The sequence below is a fragment of the Betaproteobacteria bacterium genome, assembly GCA_016194905.1.
Lineage (GTDB): Bacteria > Pseudomonadota > Gammaproteobacteria > Burkholderiales > JACQAP01 > JACQAP01.
The window spans coordinates 157367-173319 of sequence record JACQAP010000014.1 but is presented as its reverse complement, the minus strand read 5'-3'; the positions used below and the strand labels follow the sequence as shown (position 1 = coordinate 173319).

Sequence of the window (15953 nt, the reverse complement as noted above, 5' to 3'; positions counted from 1 at the left end):
GGTTATTTGCCGCCGTATTACGAAATAGGCTGCGTGGAGGTGGAATAATGTTAACGGAATCAAGGAATTCGTCAACAGAAACTTCCGGGCCCCGTCTCCTGGATAGGCTGCGTGACGCGATCAGACGCCTCCACTACAGCCGGAGAACGGAGGAGGCTTACCTCCACTGGACCAAGCGATTCATCTTTTTCCACGGCAAACGCCATCCTTCCGAACTCGGGGAGGCGGCGGTGACGACATTCCTGAACCACTTGGCCACCGATCGAAACGTCGCTGCGTCTACCCAGAACCAAGCGCTTTCGGCTTTGCTGTTTCTCTACAAAGAGATGCTGGGGTCCCAACTCAACTGGCTCGATGGTCTGGTTCGCGCAAAACGTCCCAAGCGGATGCCAGTCGTGACATAAGGACAGTACAGGAACTCCTGGGTCATTCGGATGTTTCCACAACCATGATCTACACGCACGTACTGAATCGCGGCGGACGCGGCGTGCAAAGCCCCTTGGATCAGGCGATGCTTTCGCCCGCCTCCGCGGACCGGACGATGTAGCCGCCCGACTTTTCGTCGTGCTCGAGCTTGAGCAGTCCGCGGATGGCGGCCTCTTCGAGCAAGCTGTTGAAACTCTTGAAGCCGTGATAAGTCTCGTTGAATCCGGGATTGCGGCGCTTCATCGCCTGTTTGATCATCGAACCCCAGATCTTTTCCTCGCCGCCGCGCTCGCCGGTCAGCGCGTCGAAGGTATTCACCAGTAAGTCCAGCGCCTTCTGCGTCTTGACGTCCACCGCGGAATCAGCGGAATCATCGGCATCCGCCGTTTCCACGGCCGGCGCCTTTGCCCCTGCAGCCGGCTTCGCGGCCGCACGTTTGCGCGGCTGGCGCTTCGGCGGCGCCTTGCGCACCAGGTCGTCGTAGAAAATGAACTCGTCGCAGTTCGCGATCAACAGGTCGGACGTCGAGTGCTTGACGCCGACGCCGATCACTTCCTTGTTGTTCTCGCGCAGCTTCGAGACCAGCGGCGAAAAATCGGAATCGCCGCTCAAGATGACGAAGGTGTCGACATGCGCTTTCGTGTAGCAGAGGTCGAGCGCATCCACCACCATGCGGATGTCTGCGGAGTTCTTGCCGGATTGCCGTACGTGCGGAATTTCGATCATCTCGAACGCCGCTTCGTGCATCGGCGCCTTGAACTCCTTGTAGCGCTCCCAGTCGCAGTACGCCTTCTTGACGACGATGCTGCCCTTGACCAGCAGGCGCTCGAGCACTTTCTTCATGTCGAAGCGGTCGTATTTGGCCTCGCGCACGCCGAGTGCGAGGTTCTCGAAATCGCAGAACACCGCCATGTTGCGGGTGTCGCTCTGGTTGCTCATTGAGGGTCGGTGATTGGTGGTTAGTGGCTGGTGGCTAGCTAGGGGCTAGGGGCTAGCAAAGAGTTTGGTTGTATTGATGCTGAAGTTAATCGATTTGATGGGGTGAGGCGCTAGTGTTTTACTCCCAAACCCCTAGCCCCTATTCCCTAGTCCCTGCGTCTCATGCCGCCTTCGCGGCGGCGGAGAGCGACTCTCGGACCGCGGCGGCGAAACGATCGATGTCGGCGCGGTCGATATCGAGATGCGTGACCAGGCGGATGCTGCCCTGGCCGCTGATCAGCATGCCCTGGCCCTTCAGAACCTCGCGCATCCTGACCGAGCGCTGCGGTTCGACGTTGATGTAAACCATGTTGGTCTGCGCGCCGCCCGGCGCAACCGTCACGCCCTCGATGGACGAAAGGGCTTGCGCCAGTGCGCGCGCGTTTTCGTGGTCGGTGGCGAGGCGCTCGACGTTGTGTTCGAGCGCATAAATGCCGGCCGCCGCGAGCACGCCGGCCTGACGCATGCCGCCGCCGACGACTTTGCGCCAGCGCCGCGCTTTGGCGATGAGTGGCTTCGATCCGCACAGCACCGATCCGACCGGTGCGCCGAGGCCTTTCGACAGACAAACCGACACGGAGTCGAAATACCGGCTGATCTCGGTGACCGGAACCTTCAGATGCACAGCCGCGTTGAATACGCGTGCGCCATCCAGATGCAAACCGAGTCCGCGCGCACGCGTGAATTCCTGTGCCCGTTTCAGGTAGTCGAGCGGCAGCACCTTGCCGCCCTGCGTATTCTCCAGGCAGAGCAACCGCGTCCTGGCGAAATGCGGATCGTCCGGCTTGATTGCGGATTCGACGCGACCGAGATCGAGCGAACCATCCGGCTCGTAGTCGAGCGGTTGCGGCTGGACGCTGCCAAGCACCGCGGCACCGCCGCCCTCGTATTTGTAAGTGTGCCCCTGCTGGCCGACGATGTATTCATCGCCGCGCTCGCAATGCGACAGCAGCGCCAGCAGGTTGCTCTGCGTTCCGCTGCAGACGAAGAGTGCCGCTTCCTTGCCGAGTATGGCGGCGGCCAGGGCTTCCAGCCGGTTGACGGTCGGGTCTTCTCCATAGACGTCGTCGCCGACTTCGGCTGCCAGCATGGCGGCGCGCATGTCGACGGTGGGCTTGGTCACGGTATCGCTGCGCAGGTCGATGACTTTCATGGGGTGGCTCCACGGACACGCCGGACGGCATGTTTGGTATTCTCCTTGGTCGAGTTTACCGCGTTTGCCTGTCCGCTCCAATGCGGTCGCCGGCGGACAGCCCGCAACAAGCCATAGCCAGGAGAGATCGCCCATGCATTTCCGCATCATCGCCATCGCCACGTTCGCCGCGCTATTCTCCGCCCCGTTGGCGGGGGCCGCCGAGGACGGCTCGACCCAGGGGACGCTGATCTGGCGCGACGACAGTTGCTTTTTTTTCGTCCTCAAGACGCCTGAAGGATTTGGCCTGTATGAATTCCTGGGCGGACCCAGCCCGCTGGTCGGCCACGTTTTCGAGGGCAAACTGACCGGCTTCGGCGGCCGCAAGCTCATGAACGTGACGGAGGGCAAGCCGACCATGGCCTACTCCGAAACCTTCACCGATACCAAGAAGCAGATGGAAAAGAAGATTCCCAGGCAGTGCCGCAAGAAGAAGGGATTCGAAGCGCTCGAGGTGGAATGACACCGGCACCTCCCCGATCAGGCTTTGCCCTCCTCCGACCTGGTGGTTTGCCGGGCCGGTCGCCAGGGGGGTATCATCCGCACAGTTCCATCGGCGGCCATCCGGGCGTTTTCGCCCGGACGGGCCGGGGCTTCCATCTCGCCAGGGTTTCCCATGCGATTTCCCATGCCTCGAAAAATTGTCCAGGCCCTGCTGTTGAGCCTGCTGTTCGTCAATCCGCTTGTCGCGGAGACCGAAAACCAGCCGCCGTCGCAGACCGGCGAACTGATCTGGCGCGATCCGAGCTGCTTTTTCTTCGTGCTGAAAATCGGCGAGCAATACGCACTGTTCGAGTTCCTGGGCGGACCGAGTCCGATGGTCGGCAATGTTTTCGAGGGCAAGCTTTCCGCCTTCGGCACGCGCAAGATCGAGAACAAGACCGAAGGCAAGCCGACCATGGTGTATTCGGAAACATTCGACCTGCCGAAATCGCTGATGGACAAGAAAATACCGCGTCAATGCAAGAGGAAGAAGGAATTCGAGGCAATCACGGGATGAATGCAGGCAAACCGGCGCGGCTCGCCGCCGCGGTTCTAGCGATCGTGGCGGGTACCGCGGCAGGCGTTGCGCGCGCCGACGAAGGCATGGTCATCTGGAAGAACAACGAGTGCGGCTTCTTCATTCTGCAAATGAAGGCCGGCTACGGACTGTATGAGTGGGTCGCCGGCCCCTATCCCAACGAGAGCGACGTGATCGAGGGCGATCTCAAGGCGCCCGGAGAACATCGGGTGAACAACAAGACCGCCGACGTTCCGACGACGATTTTCCTGGATACCTTCTCGGAGAAACGCCCCGCGATCTCTTCGCGCATTCCGGCCAAATGCAAGGCCAAGCCGGGCTACGTCCCCTTCGAAGGCCAGTAACGCCGCCGATATCGTCCGGTCAGCGGACGATGCCCACCGTGCCAAGGATGAACGAGTAGGTAAACGCGATTTCCTTGAGATAATCGTAGCGCCCGGATGCGCCGCCATGGCCCGCGTCCATGTTCACGCGCAACAGCAGGGGATTGCCGTCGGTTTTCAGTGTGCGCAACTTCGCCACGTATTTCGCCGGCTCCCAGTACATGACCTGGCTGTCGTTCAGCGAAGTCTCCACCAGCATTGCCGGATAATTTTTTTTCGCCAGGTCGTCATAGGGCGAATACGAAGACATGGTGTCGTAATACGCCTTGTCGTTCGGATTGCCCCACTCCTCGTATTCGCCGGTGGTAAGCGGCAGGGTCGCATCGAGCATGGTGTTGATCACGTCCACGAACGGCACCTCCGCGACCACCGCGCGGAACAACTCGGGCCGCAGGTTCGTCACCGCGCCCATCAGCAATCCGCCGGCGCTGCCGCCTTCGATCACGAGCCTGGACGGCTCGGTGTAGTGCTCCCTGACCAGGTGTTCCGCGCAGGCGATGAAATCGGTAAAGGTGTTTATCTTTTGCAGCATGCGGCCCTCGTCATGCCAGTGCTTGCCCATCTCCCCGCCGCCCCGCACATGCGCGCACGCGAAGATCACGCCCCGATCCAGCAGGGAAAGCCGGGTGGAGCTGAAATCGACATCGAGCGAATAGCCGTACGCGCCGTATCCATATAGCAGCAGCGGCTGCGGAGCCTCGCGCCGCCGGTCTATCCTGTAGACCAGCGATATCGGAATGCGCGTTCCGTCGCGGGCCACGGCGTAGTGCAATTCCGAACGATATTTCGACGCATCGTAGCGTTTTACCTCACGCTGTTTCAGCAAGGTTCTTTGCCGGCTGTCCAGGTGATAGTCGTATTCGGAATCGGGCGTGATGTAGGAGTCGTAGTGGAATCGGAACACGTCGGTGTCGAACTCCATGTTCGCGCCACCGCCGACCGAGTACACGGGTTCGGGCATGTCGATCAAGTGCTCGCTTCGGTCCGCCAGGCGGATCGCGCGCAGACGCGGAAAACCCCCTGCGCGTTCGTGCGCAACCAGGTGGCGCGCAAAGACTTCCACGCCGTCCAGCATCACGTCGTTGCGTTGCGCGATGACTTCCGTCCAGCGAGACGGCGACGGATCGTCCGCCGGCGCGGTCACCAGGCGAAAATTGCGCCCCTTGTCGTTGGTCACGATGTAGAACAATCCGTGACCATGGTCGACGTAGTACTCGTGTTCCGGCGTGCGCGCGAGAATCAGGGCCGGGTTCGCCTGCGGCTCGTCCGCCCGGAGGCTGCGCACTTCGGACGTCGTGGCGCTGTGGGACGTCAGGAACAGATATTCGTTGCTCCTGCTGCGCGAAACCGAAACGGAAAAACGCACGTCGGTTTCCTCGTAAATCAATTGGTCTTCGTGACTGCCGAGGACATGGCGATATACGCGATGGGCGCGCTTGGCGTCGTCTTCCCTGACATAGAACAACGTGCGGTTGTCGGATGCCCAGGCGATCGAGCGCACTTTTTCGATCCGGTCTGGCAAAACGCGGCCGTTCCGCAGATCCTTCAACTGCAGCGTGTACTGGCGGAATCCCGTGGTGTCCGACGAAAACGCCAGCAGATTTCCGTCCGGGCTGACTTCGAACGCACCCAGGGAATAGAACCTGTGCCCTTTCGCCGCCTGATTGGCGTCGAGAACGATCTGCTCAGGCGCGTCTACACCGCCGCGGCGGCGGCAGAAGATGCGATACTGCTTGCCCTTGCGGGTGCGCGAATAGTAGAAGTAGTCGCCGTCGCGATAAGGCACCTCGACGTCGGTTTCCTTGATGCGCGCCAGCATTTCCCGATACAGCGTATCCTGCAGGCGTTGCGACGGCTTCATCATCGCCGCCGTATAGGCGTTCTCCGCCCTGAGATAGGCATTCACGGGGCAGCTGCCCTTGTTGCGCAGCCAATGATAGTCGTCTACCCGGCGTTCGCCGTGGACTTCGGAGACGACCGGCGTGCGCCGGGCAACCGGCGGTACTGGATTCGAGGACACTATGAAACTCCTGATCGGTAAAGGGAAACGGGCCTGGTTGGGGGATGAGGTGGGGGCAGGCCCGTAAAATTCCAGAACAACCCCGCCAAAATATTTTTTTAAAGGGCCACCGGTTTGGAAGCGTCATCAGTCTAAAAGAAAATTATCATGAAGAATTACGAATCCGAAACCACGCAATTCATCCGCGACTTCCTGAAGAAGCATCCCGAGGTGCTCGACAAGCAGAGAGAAGCCCGCGCCACCTGGTGGGATCGTCCTCAGGATTTCAAGGAGCGCAAGCGCCTCGACGCCGCTGAAGTGCCGAAGAAGAGCTACGAATACTATTGATCGGCGAGGACACCCGATGCTGCGTAAATTTGCCCTGTTGCTGTGGCTGGCTCCACCGGCCGGGGCGGCGGACGAACCGATTCCCATCGAGCAGGAACCGCGACACCAGCTCAAGTTCGAGAACGAGCACGTGCGCTTCTTCGACGTCGAACTCGAACCGGGTTACGAATCCCGCTATCACTGGCATCGCAGCGACGGCGTGTTCGTGAACATTTCCTCTTCCCCGACCATCGCGCAAGACCTGGGCAAGGAGCCGGTGCGGCGCGGCGAGCGTGCGATCGGCGAGACCTATTTCATCGACTATGGAGCCAAGCCGAAGGCGCACCGCGTCAGCAACCCCGGCAGCACGCCTTATCGCGTCATCGACACCGAGATCCTCGGCGGCTGTGGAACGGCGGACCCGGTTGCGGAAGGACCGAACCAGACCCTGCTGATCGATAACGCACGCGTGTTCGTGACGCGCATCGTCCTGCATCCGGGCGAGAGCACCGAACTCTATGCGCCTTGCGGCATGCTGGTGTCGGTCTCCGGCGGCAGCGTTGCGCTGGAATCGCCGGCCGGCAGCGAACGCGCCGACATGCGGCCGGCGGGATTCAAATGGCGCCAGCAGGACCAGACCACGAAGCTCGTCAATACCGGGAAATTCGTGTTCCACGGCGTCGACATCCGGCTCAAGTAGTTGCCGGACCTTTTCGCGCATGAACAACGACCGCAGGAACGTCGTCGCGCTCGCCGCATGCCAGGCCCTGCTGGTCATGAACAACGCGACGATGATTTCCATCGGTACGCTGGCCGCGGATACGCTCGCCGCAAACAAGATGCTGGTCACGATTCCGGCCACCGCCTACATCATCGGCGGCGGCCTCACCACCATGCCGATCTCGCTGTTCATGAAACGACACGGCCGCCGCGCCGGATTCCTGGTCGGCTGCCTGTTCGGCATGATCGGCGGCGCACTGGCCACCGCGGCCATGCTGGCGCACAACTTCTGGATGCTCTGCCTGGCGGCGCTGGTCTCCGGCATCTACACCGGATCGGGCGGCTTCTACCGGTTTGCCGCGGCGGACAGCCTTTCGGCGAGTGCCCGCAGCAAGGCCATATCCCTGGTGCTTGCCGGCGGCATCATCGGCGGCATCTTTGGGCCGGAAGGCAGCAAGCTCACCAAGGGTCTGCTGGAAACCCTGTTCGCCGGCACTTTTCTGTCGCTCGTCGTGCTGGCGGCCGTCGCGATGCTGATCCTGCGGCGGCTGGATCTGCCGCGGCCTTCCCTCGAGGAACGGCATGGCAGCACGCGCCCGCTGTTCACGATCATGCGCCAGCCGGTGTTCATCGTCGCCGCGCTGGGCGGCGTCACGGCCTATGGCGTGATGAATCTGCTGATGGCGGCCACGCCGCTGGCGATGCAAATGTGCTCGCATCCCTACGGTGCCGCGATGCTGGTGATCGAATGGCACATCATCGCCATGTTCGCACCGGCTTTCGGCACCGGCTGGCTGATTGCGCGCGTCGGCGCGCTGCCGGTCATGTTCGCCGGCCTTCTGCTCAACCTGGCCGCCATAGCAATCGCGATGTCCAGCACCACGGTGACGGCGTTCTGGTCGTCGATGGTACTCGTCGGCGTGGGCTGGTGTTTTCTGTTCGTCGGCGGCACGACCCTGCTGACCGAGGCCTGTACGCCGGCCGAAAAAGCCAAGACGCAGGGCATGAACGACTTGCTGATCTACCTGACCATGGGCTCGACTTCGCTGACATCGGGCGCCATTCTTTACGGATTCGGCTGGAATACGCTGAATCTCACGGCGCTGCCGCTGCTTGCGGTCACGGCCATCGCGATCCTCTGGCTCGCCACGATCCGGCGCGGCGGACGCCCGGCCATCGCCTCCGGTACCGCTTGATCGGTCCATGACCGTCAGGCTGAGCGTCCTCGACCAATCCCCGATCGTCAGCGGCGGCTCCGCCGCCGATGCGCTGCGCGCGACCGTCGTGCTGGCGCAACGCGCCGACCAGCTCGGTTACCACCGCTACTGGCTCGCGGAGCATCACAACATGCGCGGCCTCGCCGACCCCTGTCCGGAAATTCTCGTGGGCCACGTTGCCGCCGCGACGCTAAACATCCGCGTCGGCACTGGCGGCGTCATGCTGCCCTACTACAGTCCGCTGAAAGTCGCTGAAGTGTTCCGCATGCACGAAGCGCTGCATCCGAACCGCATCGACCTCGGCATCGGACGCGCGCCCGGCGGAGACCGGATGACCGCGAATGCGATGAATGCGCACGCGTTCGACGACATGGACGGCTTTCCACAACAAGTCATCGAAGTCATCGGCTGGCTCGATCGCACGCTGCCGGAAGAACATCCCTACGCGACCGTACAGGCCATGCCGTCCGGCCTGAGCTCGCCGGAGGTCTGGCTGCTCGGCTCTTCCGATTACAGCGGCGCGCTGGCCGCCTATCTGGGATTGCGCTTTGCCTTTGCGCATTTCATCAACGCCCACGGCGGCGATGCGGTCGCCCGTGCGTATCGCAAGGACTTTCGCGCGTCTCTGCGCGAATCCGCACCCTACGCGATGGTCTGCGTGTTCGTGCTGTGCGCGCAAACCGAAGCCGAGGCACAGCGGCTCGCCGCCAGCATCGACCATCGCCGGCTGCTGATGGCGATCGGCCGCGAGGCGCCGATCGCGACTGTCGAGGCAGCGCAGGCCTATCCGTATACGGAACGCGACCGCGCGATCATCGAACGCGAGCGGGCACGCGCGATCATCGGCACGCCGGACAAGGTGAAAACACGCCTGCTGGAAATCGCCGACGCCTATGCCGCGGACGAGTTGATGGTGGTCACCATCACCGGCGATTACGCGAGCCGGACGAAATCGTATGAACTGCTGGCCGCCGAGTTCGGTCTGACCACCACCTCTCCCCCCTGAAGGCGGAGAGGGTGCTTTGTGAGTACCTTATTTGGTATCGCGACAAAACGTAAACAGGGCAGACTGCCTCGAGTTAAAGAACGACAATGACAACCAATACTGTATCTCCTCACCCTCTCCGCCCTTCGGGGGGAGAGGGTGAGGTGGGCCGGGAGCGCTCCTTGGTCCTGGTCCTGGCCGTGATCCAGTTCACCCACATCATGGACTTCATGATCATGATGCCGCTCGGCCCGCAATTGATGCGCGTCATGCTCATCTCGCCGCAGCAGTTCGGGCTCCTGGTTTCGGCCTACACGCTTACGGCAGCGGTCGCAGCGCTGGCCGTGGCCTTCTACACCGACCGCTTCGATCGTCGGAAAACGCTGCTGTTTCTCTACGCGGGCTTCGTCGTGTCGACGCTGTTGTGCGGTATCGCGCCCGGCTACGGGTCGTTGCTCGCGGCGCGGGCTGTCGCGGGGGCGTTCGGCGGCGTGGCGGGTGCGACCGTACACTCCATCATCGGCGACGCGGTTCCCGAGCAACGCCGGGGCGCCGCGACCGGCATGATCATGTCGGCGTTCGCGCTGTCTTCTATCATCGGCGTTCCGATCGGATTGTTTCTGGCCGCGCATTTCTCCTGGCGCGCACCCTTCCTGTTCCTCGTCGTCGTCTCGACGCTGGTCCTGATCCTGACCTGGAAAATTCTTCCCTCCATGCGCGGCCATATCGTCGCGGGCGAATCCCACCGGCCCCTGGATCAGATGAAAGCGGTGTTCGGCACCGCCAATCACCTGCGCGCCTTCGTATTCATGTTCGCGCTGATGTTTGCGGGATTTTCTGTGATTCCGTTCATCGCGCCGTACATGGTGGCCAATGTCGGCCTGAAGGAGACCGACCTGCCCTACCTCTATCTGTTCGGCGGGCTCGCCACCGCCTTCACGTCGCGCTACATCGGCAAGCTGGCGGACCGGCACGGCAAGCGGCAGATATTCACGCTCATCGGCCTGATTTCGATCGCCCCGCTGCTGATCACCACAAACCTTCCTCCCGTTCCAGTGTGGGTCGCGATCTGCGCGTCGGTCATCTTCATGGTGTTCGTCTCCGGACGTTTCGTGCCGGCGATGGCACTGGTCATTTCCAGCGTGCAACCGCACTTGCGCGGCGGTTTCATGAGCATCAACTCCGCGATCCAGCAGCTTGGATTGGGAGCCGCGTCTTTTCTTGCAGGATCCCTGATCGGCCACGCTGCCGATGGAACCCTGACGCGCTACTGGCTGGTGGGATTCATCGCGGTGGGTGCCACGCTGCTTGCGATTGCGCTCGCTTGGCGCGTCAAGCCGGTCGCGTAGCGACCGAGGGGCTAGGGACTAGGGGTTAGGGTCTAGGGGTTAGGGTCTAGGGGGTGGGGCTTCGCGCTTTTCTTGCTTTTTCCCTAGCCCCTAACCCCTAGTCCCTAGCCCCTAATTCTTGTTGTCCGGTTCGAAAAAACACCAGCGCACTGCAGGGAATGCGATCCGCAGGTCCGCTTCGACGCGATTGATGGCATCGACCATTGCCGTTGCGCTGGCGGTTTCCCTCATGCGCGCCTTGACGGCAAGCAGGATGCCCTCGCCCATCTGCAGAGTCAGCAGATTGTAGACTTCGGCCACTTCGCTCCTCGCCGCGAGAAAGACACGAATCGCATTTTCCGTTTCAGCTTCTGCACTCTCGCCGGTGATCAGGGCCTTGATTTCCAGCGACAGCAGGACAGCGACGAAGATCAGCAACACGCCGACGGCGATGCTGCCCAACGCATCGAACATCGGCTTGCCGGTTGCCAGCGCCAGCAGTATGGCGATCAGCGCCAGCGCCAGACCGGCCAGCGCCGCGATATCCTCGCCCAGCACGATGATGAGTTCGCTGTTGCGCGACACATGGAAAAATTTCCACAGCGACTTGCCGCCGGCCACCCTGCGGATCTCGCGCACGCAACCGGCGAGCGAAAAGGCTTCCAGCACGATCGAGACCGCCAATACGATGATCGCGACCGCCGGATTGGAGATGGGCTCGGATTGATGCAGTTTGTGCCAGCCCTCGTAGACCGAGAACAACCCCCCGAGCGTGAACAGCAGCACCGCCACCAGGAAGGCCCAGAAATAGACGACTTTGCCGTAACCGAGCGGATGTTTCGCATCCGGTTCCCGTTTCGCCTCCTTCATGCCGCGCAACAGCAGAACCTGGTTGCCGCAATCGGCCGCCGAATGAATCGCCTCGGCCAGCATCGCGCTCGAACCGGTCACGGCCGCGGCCGTGCCTTTCGCGATCAGGATGCCGGTGTTGGCGCCGAGCGCATAGAGGACAGCACGAAGTGAAGAAGCTTGAGACATGGTTTCGCGGCAAGCGGGGAGGCGGAATGTTTACGCGGTGTTTCCGTCCGGAAACAACATCAGGAGTTCGGATGCGCCGGGCAGCACCACATCTTCCTTCAGCGCCAGCCCGGAAAGTTTCCTGCTGCGGGATTGTCGCATCAGATGGAGCAGTTTGTATGCCGCCGCGGCGTAACTCAAGCCTTGCGGACGGATATTGGAAACGCAATTGCGCTCGGCGTTGCTGCGGCCCGGCAGCGGATTCCAGGTCAGATACGCTCCCAGGCTGTCGGGCGAAGTCAGGCCGGGACGCTCGCCGATCAGCATTACGCTCATTTGCGCCGGCAGCAACGCGCCGATCTCGTCGCCGATCGCGACCCGCCCCTGGCTGACAAGACAGCACGGCGCAACACGCCAGCCTTCGCTTCCAAGATGGGCCTGCATCATTTCAATCAGCGGCAAGGCGTGACGCTGGACCGCGAGCGCCGATAAACCGTCTGCGATCACGAACACCGCGTCCCAGGCTTGCGCGTGCGGCCGGGTCTCCAGCAAGGTCTTTGACTTCTCATCCAGGATGCGTCCCAAGTCCGGGCGCTGGATGAACGTGTGCCGGTCGCCCGCTGCACTGGCGAGTACAAGGGAGTCGAATTGCCTCGCGCCCAGTTGCTCGCGCAACGCCTCGACATCGAACTCGCGATGCACCGCATCGCGCGCACGCGCATGCGCCAATTGAAAATCGAGCAACTGCCGCGTCGGGATGCTACCGCCGGCGCGTCCGAGGCCGATGCGAGCCGGAGTAAAATGGCCCAGGGTATTCCAGGGGTCCCTCTGGGTACGGGCGATGCCGGGCGGGCCGAGGGGTGTCTTCGACATCGCTCAGTACTTCACCAATCCCAGCAGCGGATGCTGCGCCGTCACCTGCTTAAGCCGCGTGCCGTCCTCGAAGATGCCCATCTTCACAAGCCAGGCTTCGAACTCGGGCGCAGGCCTCAGCCCCAGCACCTGGCGCAGATAGAGCGCATCGTGGAAGGACGTGCTTTGATAGTTCAGCATGATGTCGTCGGCGCCCGGCACGCCCATGATGAAATTACAGCCGGCCGTGCCGAGCAGCGTGAGCAGCGTATCCATGTCGTCCTGGTCGGCGTCCGCATGATTGGTATAGCACACGTCCATGCCCATCGGCAGGCCGAGCAGTTTCCCGCAGAAATGGTCTTCCACGCCCGCGCGGACGATCTCGCGGCCGTTGAGATATTCGGGCCCGATGAACCCGACCACGCTGTTCACCAGCATCGGCGAAAACGCCCGCGCCACACCATAGGCACGCGCTTCGCAAGTCTGCTGATCGACGCCGTGGTGTCCGTTTGCCGAGAGTGCGCTGCCCTGCCCCGTCTCGAAGTACATCACGTTGCCGCCCACCGTCCCTCGCCCGAGTTGGCGCGCCGCCTGATTGGCTTCGGCAAGCAGGGCCAGGTTGAATCCGAAGCTGGCATTGGTCGTTTCGGTGCCGGCGATCGATTGGAACACCAGGTCCACCGGTGCGCGCCGCTCGATTGCCTGCATCGCATTCGTTACGTGGGTCAGGACGCAGGACTGGGTCGGAATCCGGTAGGTCTGGATGATTTCATCGAGCATCACCAGAAGCCTGATCACCTGATCGACATTGTCGGTGGCGGGATTGATGCCGATCACGGCGTCACCGCAACCATACAGCAGCCCGTCGAGAATGCTTGCCGCGATACCTTTGGGGTCGTCCGTCGGATGATTCGGCTGCAGGCGGTTCGACAACCGCCCCTCCAGACCGAGCGTATCGCGAAATCGCGCGATGACGCGGCACTTGCGCGCCACCAGCACCATATCCTGGATGCGCATGATTTTCGAAGCAGCGGCTGTCATTTCCGGCGTTAGGCCGGGTGCCAGCGCAGTGAGTTTCGCCGAATCGGTGCCGTAGTCGAGCAACCAGTCGCGGAAATCCCCCACCGTCAGATGAGCCACCGGCGCAAACGCGGCCACGTCATGCGAATCGAGGATGAGCCGGGTGACTTCGTCGCTCTCGTAAGGCACGACGGCCTCATCGAGGAAAGTCCGCAGCGGCGCATCGGCCAGTGCCATCTGGGCGGCAACGCGCTCTTCTTCGCTGTCTGCGGCAAGGCAGGCAAGCCGGTCGCCCGAGCGCGCGGGCGTGGCTTTCGCCAACAGGGTTTTCAGATCCGGAAAACGATAGCGATGTTCACCGACCGTACAGGAATAACCCGCCATGGATGCAATGCTTCGGGATTGCGGACGACCGGACCATCATAGCATCCGCTTACTAGCTGGCCTAAGGCCGGCATTAAGAGCGTCGACACGGATACCCTACGTGCGTAGCACGTCGGAGTACCCTTTTAGGACACAGAGAAAATCAGGAGAGGTCACAGAGAAATACAAAATACTCGGCATGGACTATTTGGATGGACGCACTCCATGCGATATATATCCACACAATATTTTTTGCAGGTTTTCTCCGTGCCTTAAAGGGGTACTCCACGCTTCGCGAGGGTATCTGTGTCCTCCGTGCCTTAAGGTGAAACACTCAAGGGAACACTTGGAGCTGAAGCTGCTGTGTTGGGTTTTGAAGTAGGACCTAGGCGGCGCTCTTAAGGCGTTCGGCGATGGCCAGCACGCGGTACATGGATCGCACGACCGGCAGCTCGATCAACTCGCCGTCCACGACGACCAGGCCGGTGCTGTCCTGCTCGAACGCGGCACAGACCTTGCGCGCCTTTTCGATGGCCTTCGCATCCGGCGTGAACGCGGCATGGATGATCGCGATCTGGTTCGGGTGGATCGACGCCTTGCCGGTGAAGCCGAGCCGCGCGCAGGCCGTGGCTTCCTGCCGCAGACCTTCCGCATCCTCGAGATTCAGGAAAGGGACATCGAGCAGATCGATGCCGGCCGACGCGGCCGCATGCACCAGCCGCGAACGCGCGTACAGCAAAGGCTCCCAGGATTTCTCGCAACGCAGGTCGGCGGACATGTCGACGGCGCCGAGGATGATCGAGTCGATGCGCGGAGACGATTTCGCTATCTCGATCGCCCGCTCCAGCCCCTGATTGGTTTCGATGATGACGCAGAAGCGGATCTGGCGCGCCGGCCCCGAAGACAGCAGCGTTTCGATCAACTGCACTTCTTCAGCCGACCGGACCTTCGGAATCATGATCGCCGGCGGCGGCGCGTCCGATTCGATGATAGCCGAGAGATCCTTCAGTCCGTCCGGCGTGGACAGGCCGTTGATGCGCACCATCTGCTCGACATGGGGATGGGTGTTCGTCTTGAACAACGGCAGCGTCAGCGCACGGCCTTCGTCCTTGCGGCTGCGCGCAACGGCATCTTCCATGTCGATGCAGACGATGTCCGCGCCGGAATCCAGTGCCTTGACGAAACGGTCCGGACGCAGGCCGGGCACGAACAACAGGCTTCTGCGGGGACGAACGGCATGATTGGATTGCAGCATGGAGCGTAGTCCGATTCTGACGAAAGACGGCATGCTAGCCTCACGCCGCCTTCAAAGGCAAAAAAATCTCAACGCAGAGGCGCAGAGGACGCAAAGGACGCAAAGGAATGCAAAATCAATGATGCAATGGTTCAAACCGGTACCATTGGCATGCATGGTCAATATTTCTCCGTGATTCACGATGCCCATTTCTTTCTTCCGGTTTCCTTTGCGACCTTTGTTGCTCTTCCTTTGCGACCTTAAGGTGAAACACTTACGGCTGAAGCTGTTGCGTCTACGCTCTTGAAGTAAACGCTTTCATATGCGGGTAACGGCAGCGTCGCGCCGTGTTGCGACGACGACGTAACGCAACGTCCCGCCGGGAACCGGGGTGTCGAACGGATAGCAGGTCACCAGGGTCAAGCGGTCGTCGCCCACGTCGAGCAGCACACGGATATCCTTGTTGCGCACGACTTCGATGCCCGAGACCACGTAACGCGCCACGCGGCCGCTGGCGGAATGCACCAGCAGCGTGTCTCCGGAGCGCAACTCGCGCAGAAAAGCGAAATGCGTATCGCGATGGCCGCTGACCACGGCGTTGCCCGGCTCGCCGGGCAAGGGAGTGCCGTCGACATGACCGGGACCGAAGGCCAGCGTGCGGCCGCTGGCACCGGCCAGCACCATCAGCGCAGCGCCCTGACGCGGCGCTTCGAGACGCGCAACCGGGTAGGTATCGGCCCACGGCCAGGGCTTCACGCTGACGCCGGTCGCGAGAGACCGGTCCCAGGCCGAAGCAATCAGCCGCTGCGCCATCCAGGCCTTGGCATGGATGTACGCCGCTTCGCCAGCCTGCCAGACGGACACGGAAACCAGTCCCAGAAAAAGCATCGT

Annotated in this window: 16 protein-coding genes and 1 pseudogene; 9 read left to right on the top strand and 8 right to left on the bottom strand. The window is 61.8% G+C overall.

Annotated features, from left to right (window positions below; translation table 11 throughout):
- Positions 1 to 47 precede the first annotated feature (47 nt).
- A pseudogene (locus HY067_09115) lies at positions 48 to 547 on the top strand (phage integrase N-terminal SAM-like domain-containing protein).
- Here the strand turns inward: HY067_09115 and HY067_09110 are convergent.
- Together HY067_09110 and ltaE are read right to left on the bottom strand one after the other, a co-directional pair.
- Positions 505 to 1365 (bottom strand): NYN domain-containing protein, encoded by an 861-nt coding sequence (locus tag HY067_09110; protein MBI3528118.1) that lies wholly within the window; start codon positions 1363 to 1365, stop codon positions 505 to 507. The pseudogene HY067_09115 and the gene HY067_09110 sit on opposite strands and share 43 nt — an antisense overlap.
- 160 nt (positions 1366 to 1525) lie before the next feature.
- Positions 1526 to 2557, bottom strand: coding sequence for a low-specificity L-threonine aldolase (gene ltaE / locus HY067_09105; protein ID MBI3528117.1), 1032 nt, complete (start codon positions 2555 to 2557; stop codon positions 1526 to 1528).
- 133 nt (positions 2558 to 2690) lie between these two features.
- Here ltaE and HY067_09100 point away from each other — a divergent pair, with 133 nt between their 5' ends.
- From HY067_09100 to HY067_09090, 3 genes are all read left to right on the top strand, one after another.
- Complete coding sequence (locus HY067_09100) at positions 2691 to 3059, top strand: hypothetical protein (GenBank protein MBI3528116.1); 369 nt, start codon at positions 2691 to 2693, stop codon at positions 3057 to 3059.
- 165 nt (positions 3060 to 3224) lie between these two features.
- On the top strand, positions 3225 to 3596 hold the full coding sequence (locus HY067_09095; protein MBI3528115.1) for a hypothetical protein: 372 nt from the start codon (positions 3225 to 3227) through the stop codon (positions 3594 to 3596).
- Positions 3593 to 3961, top strand: a complete 369-nt coding sequence (locus HY067_09090) for a hypothetical protein (GenBank protein MBI3528114.1) — start codon at positions 3593 to 3595, stop codon at positions 3959 to 3961. Before HY067_09095 ends, HY067_09090 begins: the two co-directional genes overlap by 4 nt.
- A 19-nt stretch (positions 3962 to 3980) precedes the next feature.
- On the opposite strand, the gene HY067_09085 is transcribed toward HY067_09090, so the two are convergent.
- Positions 3981 to 6035 (bottom strand): S9 family peptidase, encoded by a 2055-nt coding sequence (locus HY067_09085; GenBank protein MBI3528113.1) that lies wholly within the window; start codon positions 6033 to 6035, stop codon positions 3981 to 3983.
- Positions 6036 to 6167: 132 nt separating this feature from the next.
- Between HY067_09085 and HY067_09080 the strand changes: the two genes are divergently transcribed.
- The 5 genes from HY067_09080 to HY067_09060 all read left to right on the top strand — a co-directional run bounded on the left by HY067_09080 (position 6168) and on the right by HY067_09060 (position 10597).
- Positions 6168 to 6347, top strand: coding sequence for a DUF3460 family protein (locus tag HY067_09080; GenBank protein ID MBI3528112.1), 180 nt, complete (start codon positions 6168 to 6170; stop codon positions 6345 to 6347).
- Positions 6348 to 6363: 16 nt separating this feature from the next.
- The gene (locus HY067_09075; GenBank protein MBI3528111.1) at positions 6364 to 7026 is read left to right on the top strand and encodes a hypothetical protein; all 663 of its coding nucleotides are present in this window, start codon (positions 6364 to 6366) and stop codon (positions 7024 to 7026) included.
- Between the two features lie 19 nt (positions 7027 to 7045).
- On the top strand, positions 7046 to 8242 hold the full coding sequence (locus HY067_09070) for an MFS transporter (GenBank protein ID MBI3528110.1): 1197 nt from the start codon (positions 7046 to 7048) through the stop codon (positions 8240 to 8242).
- A gap of 7 nt (positions 8243 to 8249) precedes the next feature.
- Positions 8250 to 9269: an LLM class flavin-dependent oxidoreductase gene (locus tag HY067_09065; protein ID MBI3528109.1), complete on the top strand. Its 1020-nt coding sequence runs from the start codon at positions 8250 to 8252 to the stop codon at positions 9267 to 9269.
- A 161-nt stretch (positions 9270 to 9430) separates the two neighbouring features.
- Entirely contained in the window at positions 9431 to 10597 is a 1167-nt protein-coding gene (locus tag HY067_09060) for an MFS transporter (protein MBI3528108.1), read from the top strand.
- A gap of 111 nt (positions 10598 to 10708) precedes the next feature.
- On the opposite strand, the gene HY067_09055 is transcribed toward HY067_09060, so the two are convergent.
- The 5 genes from HY067_09055 to HY067_09035 all read right to left on the bottom strand — a co-directional run bounded on the left by HY067_09055 (position 10709) and on the right by HY067_09035 (position 15950).
- Complete coding sequence (locus tag HY067_09055) at positions 10709 to 11614, bottom strand: cation diffusion facilitator family transporter (protein MBI3528107.1); 906 nt, start codon at positions 11612 to 11614, stop codon at positions 10709 to 10711.
- A gap of 30 nt (positions 11615 to 11644) precedes the next feature.
- Positions 11645 to 12466: an ethanolamine ammonia-lyase subunit EutC gene (gene eutC / locus HY067_09050; GenBank protein MBI3528106.1), complete on the bottom strand. Its 822-nt coding sequence runs from the start codon at positions 12464 to 12466 to the stop codon at positions 11645 to 11647.
- 3 nt (positions 12467 to 12469) lie between these two features.
- Positions 12470 to 13849 carry an ethanolamine ammonia-lyase subunit EutB gene (locus HY067_09045; GenBank protein ID MBI3528105.1) on the bottom strand — a complete coding sequence of 460 codons (1380 nt, stop codon included), beginning with the start codon at positions 13847 to 13849 and terminating at the stop codon, positions 12470 to 12472.
- A gap of 364 nt (positions 13850 to 14213) precedes the next feature.
- Entirely contained in the window at positions 14214 to 15083 is an 870-nt protein-coding gene (locus tag HY067_09040; protein ID MBI3528104.1) for a CoA ester lyase, read from the bottom strand.
- Between the two features lie 297 nt (positions 15084 to 15380).
- Entirely contained in the window at positions 15381 to 15950 is a 570-nt protein-coding gene (locus HY067_09035; GenBank protein MBI3528103.1) for a class GN sortase, read from the bottom strand.
- Positions 15951 to 15953 lie beyond the last annotated feature (3 nt).

Coding starts and splice junctions, on each gene's coding strand:
- HY067_09090 (MBI3528114.1), top strand. CDS start 3,593: ATGAATGCAGGCAAACCGGCGCGGCTCGCCGCCGCGGTTCTAGCGATC.
- HY067_09055 (MBI3528107.1), bottom strand. CDS start 11,614: ATGTCTCAAGCTTCTTCACTTCGTGCTGTCCTCTATGCGCTCGGCGCC.
- HY067_09040 (MBI3528104.1), bottom strand. CDS start 15,083: ATGCTGCAATCCAATCATGCCGTTCGTCCCCGCAGAAGCCTGTTGTTC.
- eutC (MBI3528106.1), bottom strand. CDS start 12,466: ATGTCGAAGACACCCCTCGGCCCGCCCGGCATCGCCCGTACCCAGAGG.
- HY067_09080 (MBI3528112.1), top strand. CDS start 6,168: ATGAAGAATTACGAATCCGAAACCACGCAATTCATCCGCGACTTCCTG.
- HY067_09070 (MBI3528110.1), top strand. CDS start 7,046: ATGAACAACGACCGCAGGAACGTCGTCGCGCTCGCCGCATGCCAGGCC.
- HY067_09075 (MBI3528111.1), top strand. CDS start 6,364: ATGCTGCGTAAATTTGCCCTGTTGCTGTGGCTGGCTCCACCGGCCGGG.
- HY067_09035 (MBI3528103.1), bottom strand. CDS start 15,950: ATGCTTTTTCTGGGACTGGTTTCCGTGTCCGTCTGGCAGGCTGGCGAA.
- HY067_09100 (MBI3528116.1), top strand. CDS start 2,691: ATGCATTTCCGCATCATCGCCATCGCCACGTTCGCCGCGCTATTCTCC.
- HY067_09065 (MBI3528109.1), top strand. CDS start 8,250: ATGACCGTCAGGCTGAGCGTCCTCGACCAATCCCCGATCGTCAGCGGC.
- ltaE (MBI3528117.1), bottom strand. CDS start 2,557: ATGAAAGTCATCGACCTGCGCAGCGATACCGTGACCAAGCCCACCGTC.
- HY067_09110 (MBI3528118.1), bottom strand. CDS start 1,365: ATGAGCAACCAGAGCGACACCCGCAACATGGCGGTGTTCTGCGATTTC.
- HY067_09095 (MBI3528115.1), top strand. CDS start 3,225: ATGCCTCGAAAAATTGTCCAGGCCCTGCTGTTGAGCCTGCTGTTCGTC.
- HY067_09045 (MBI3528105.1), bottom strand. CDS start 13,849: ATGGCGGGTTATTCCTGTACGGTCGGTGAACATCGCTATCGTTTTCCG.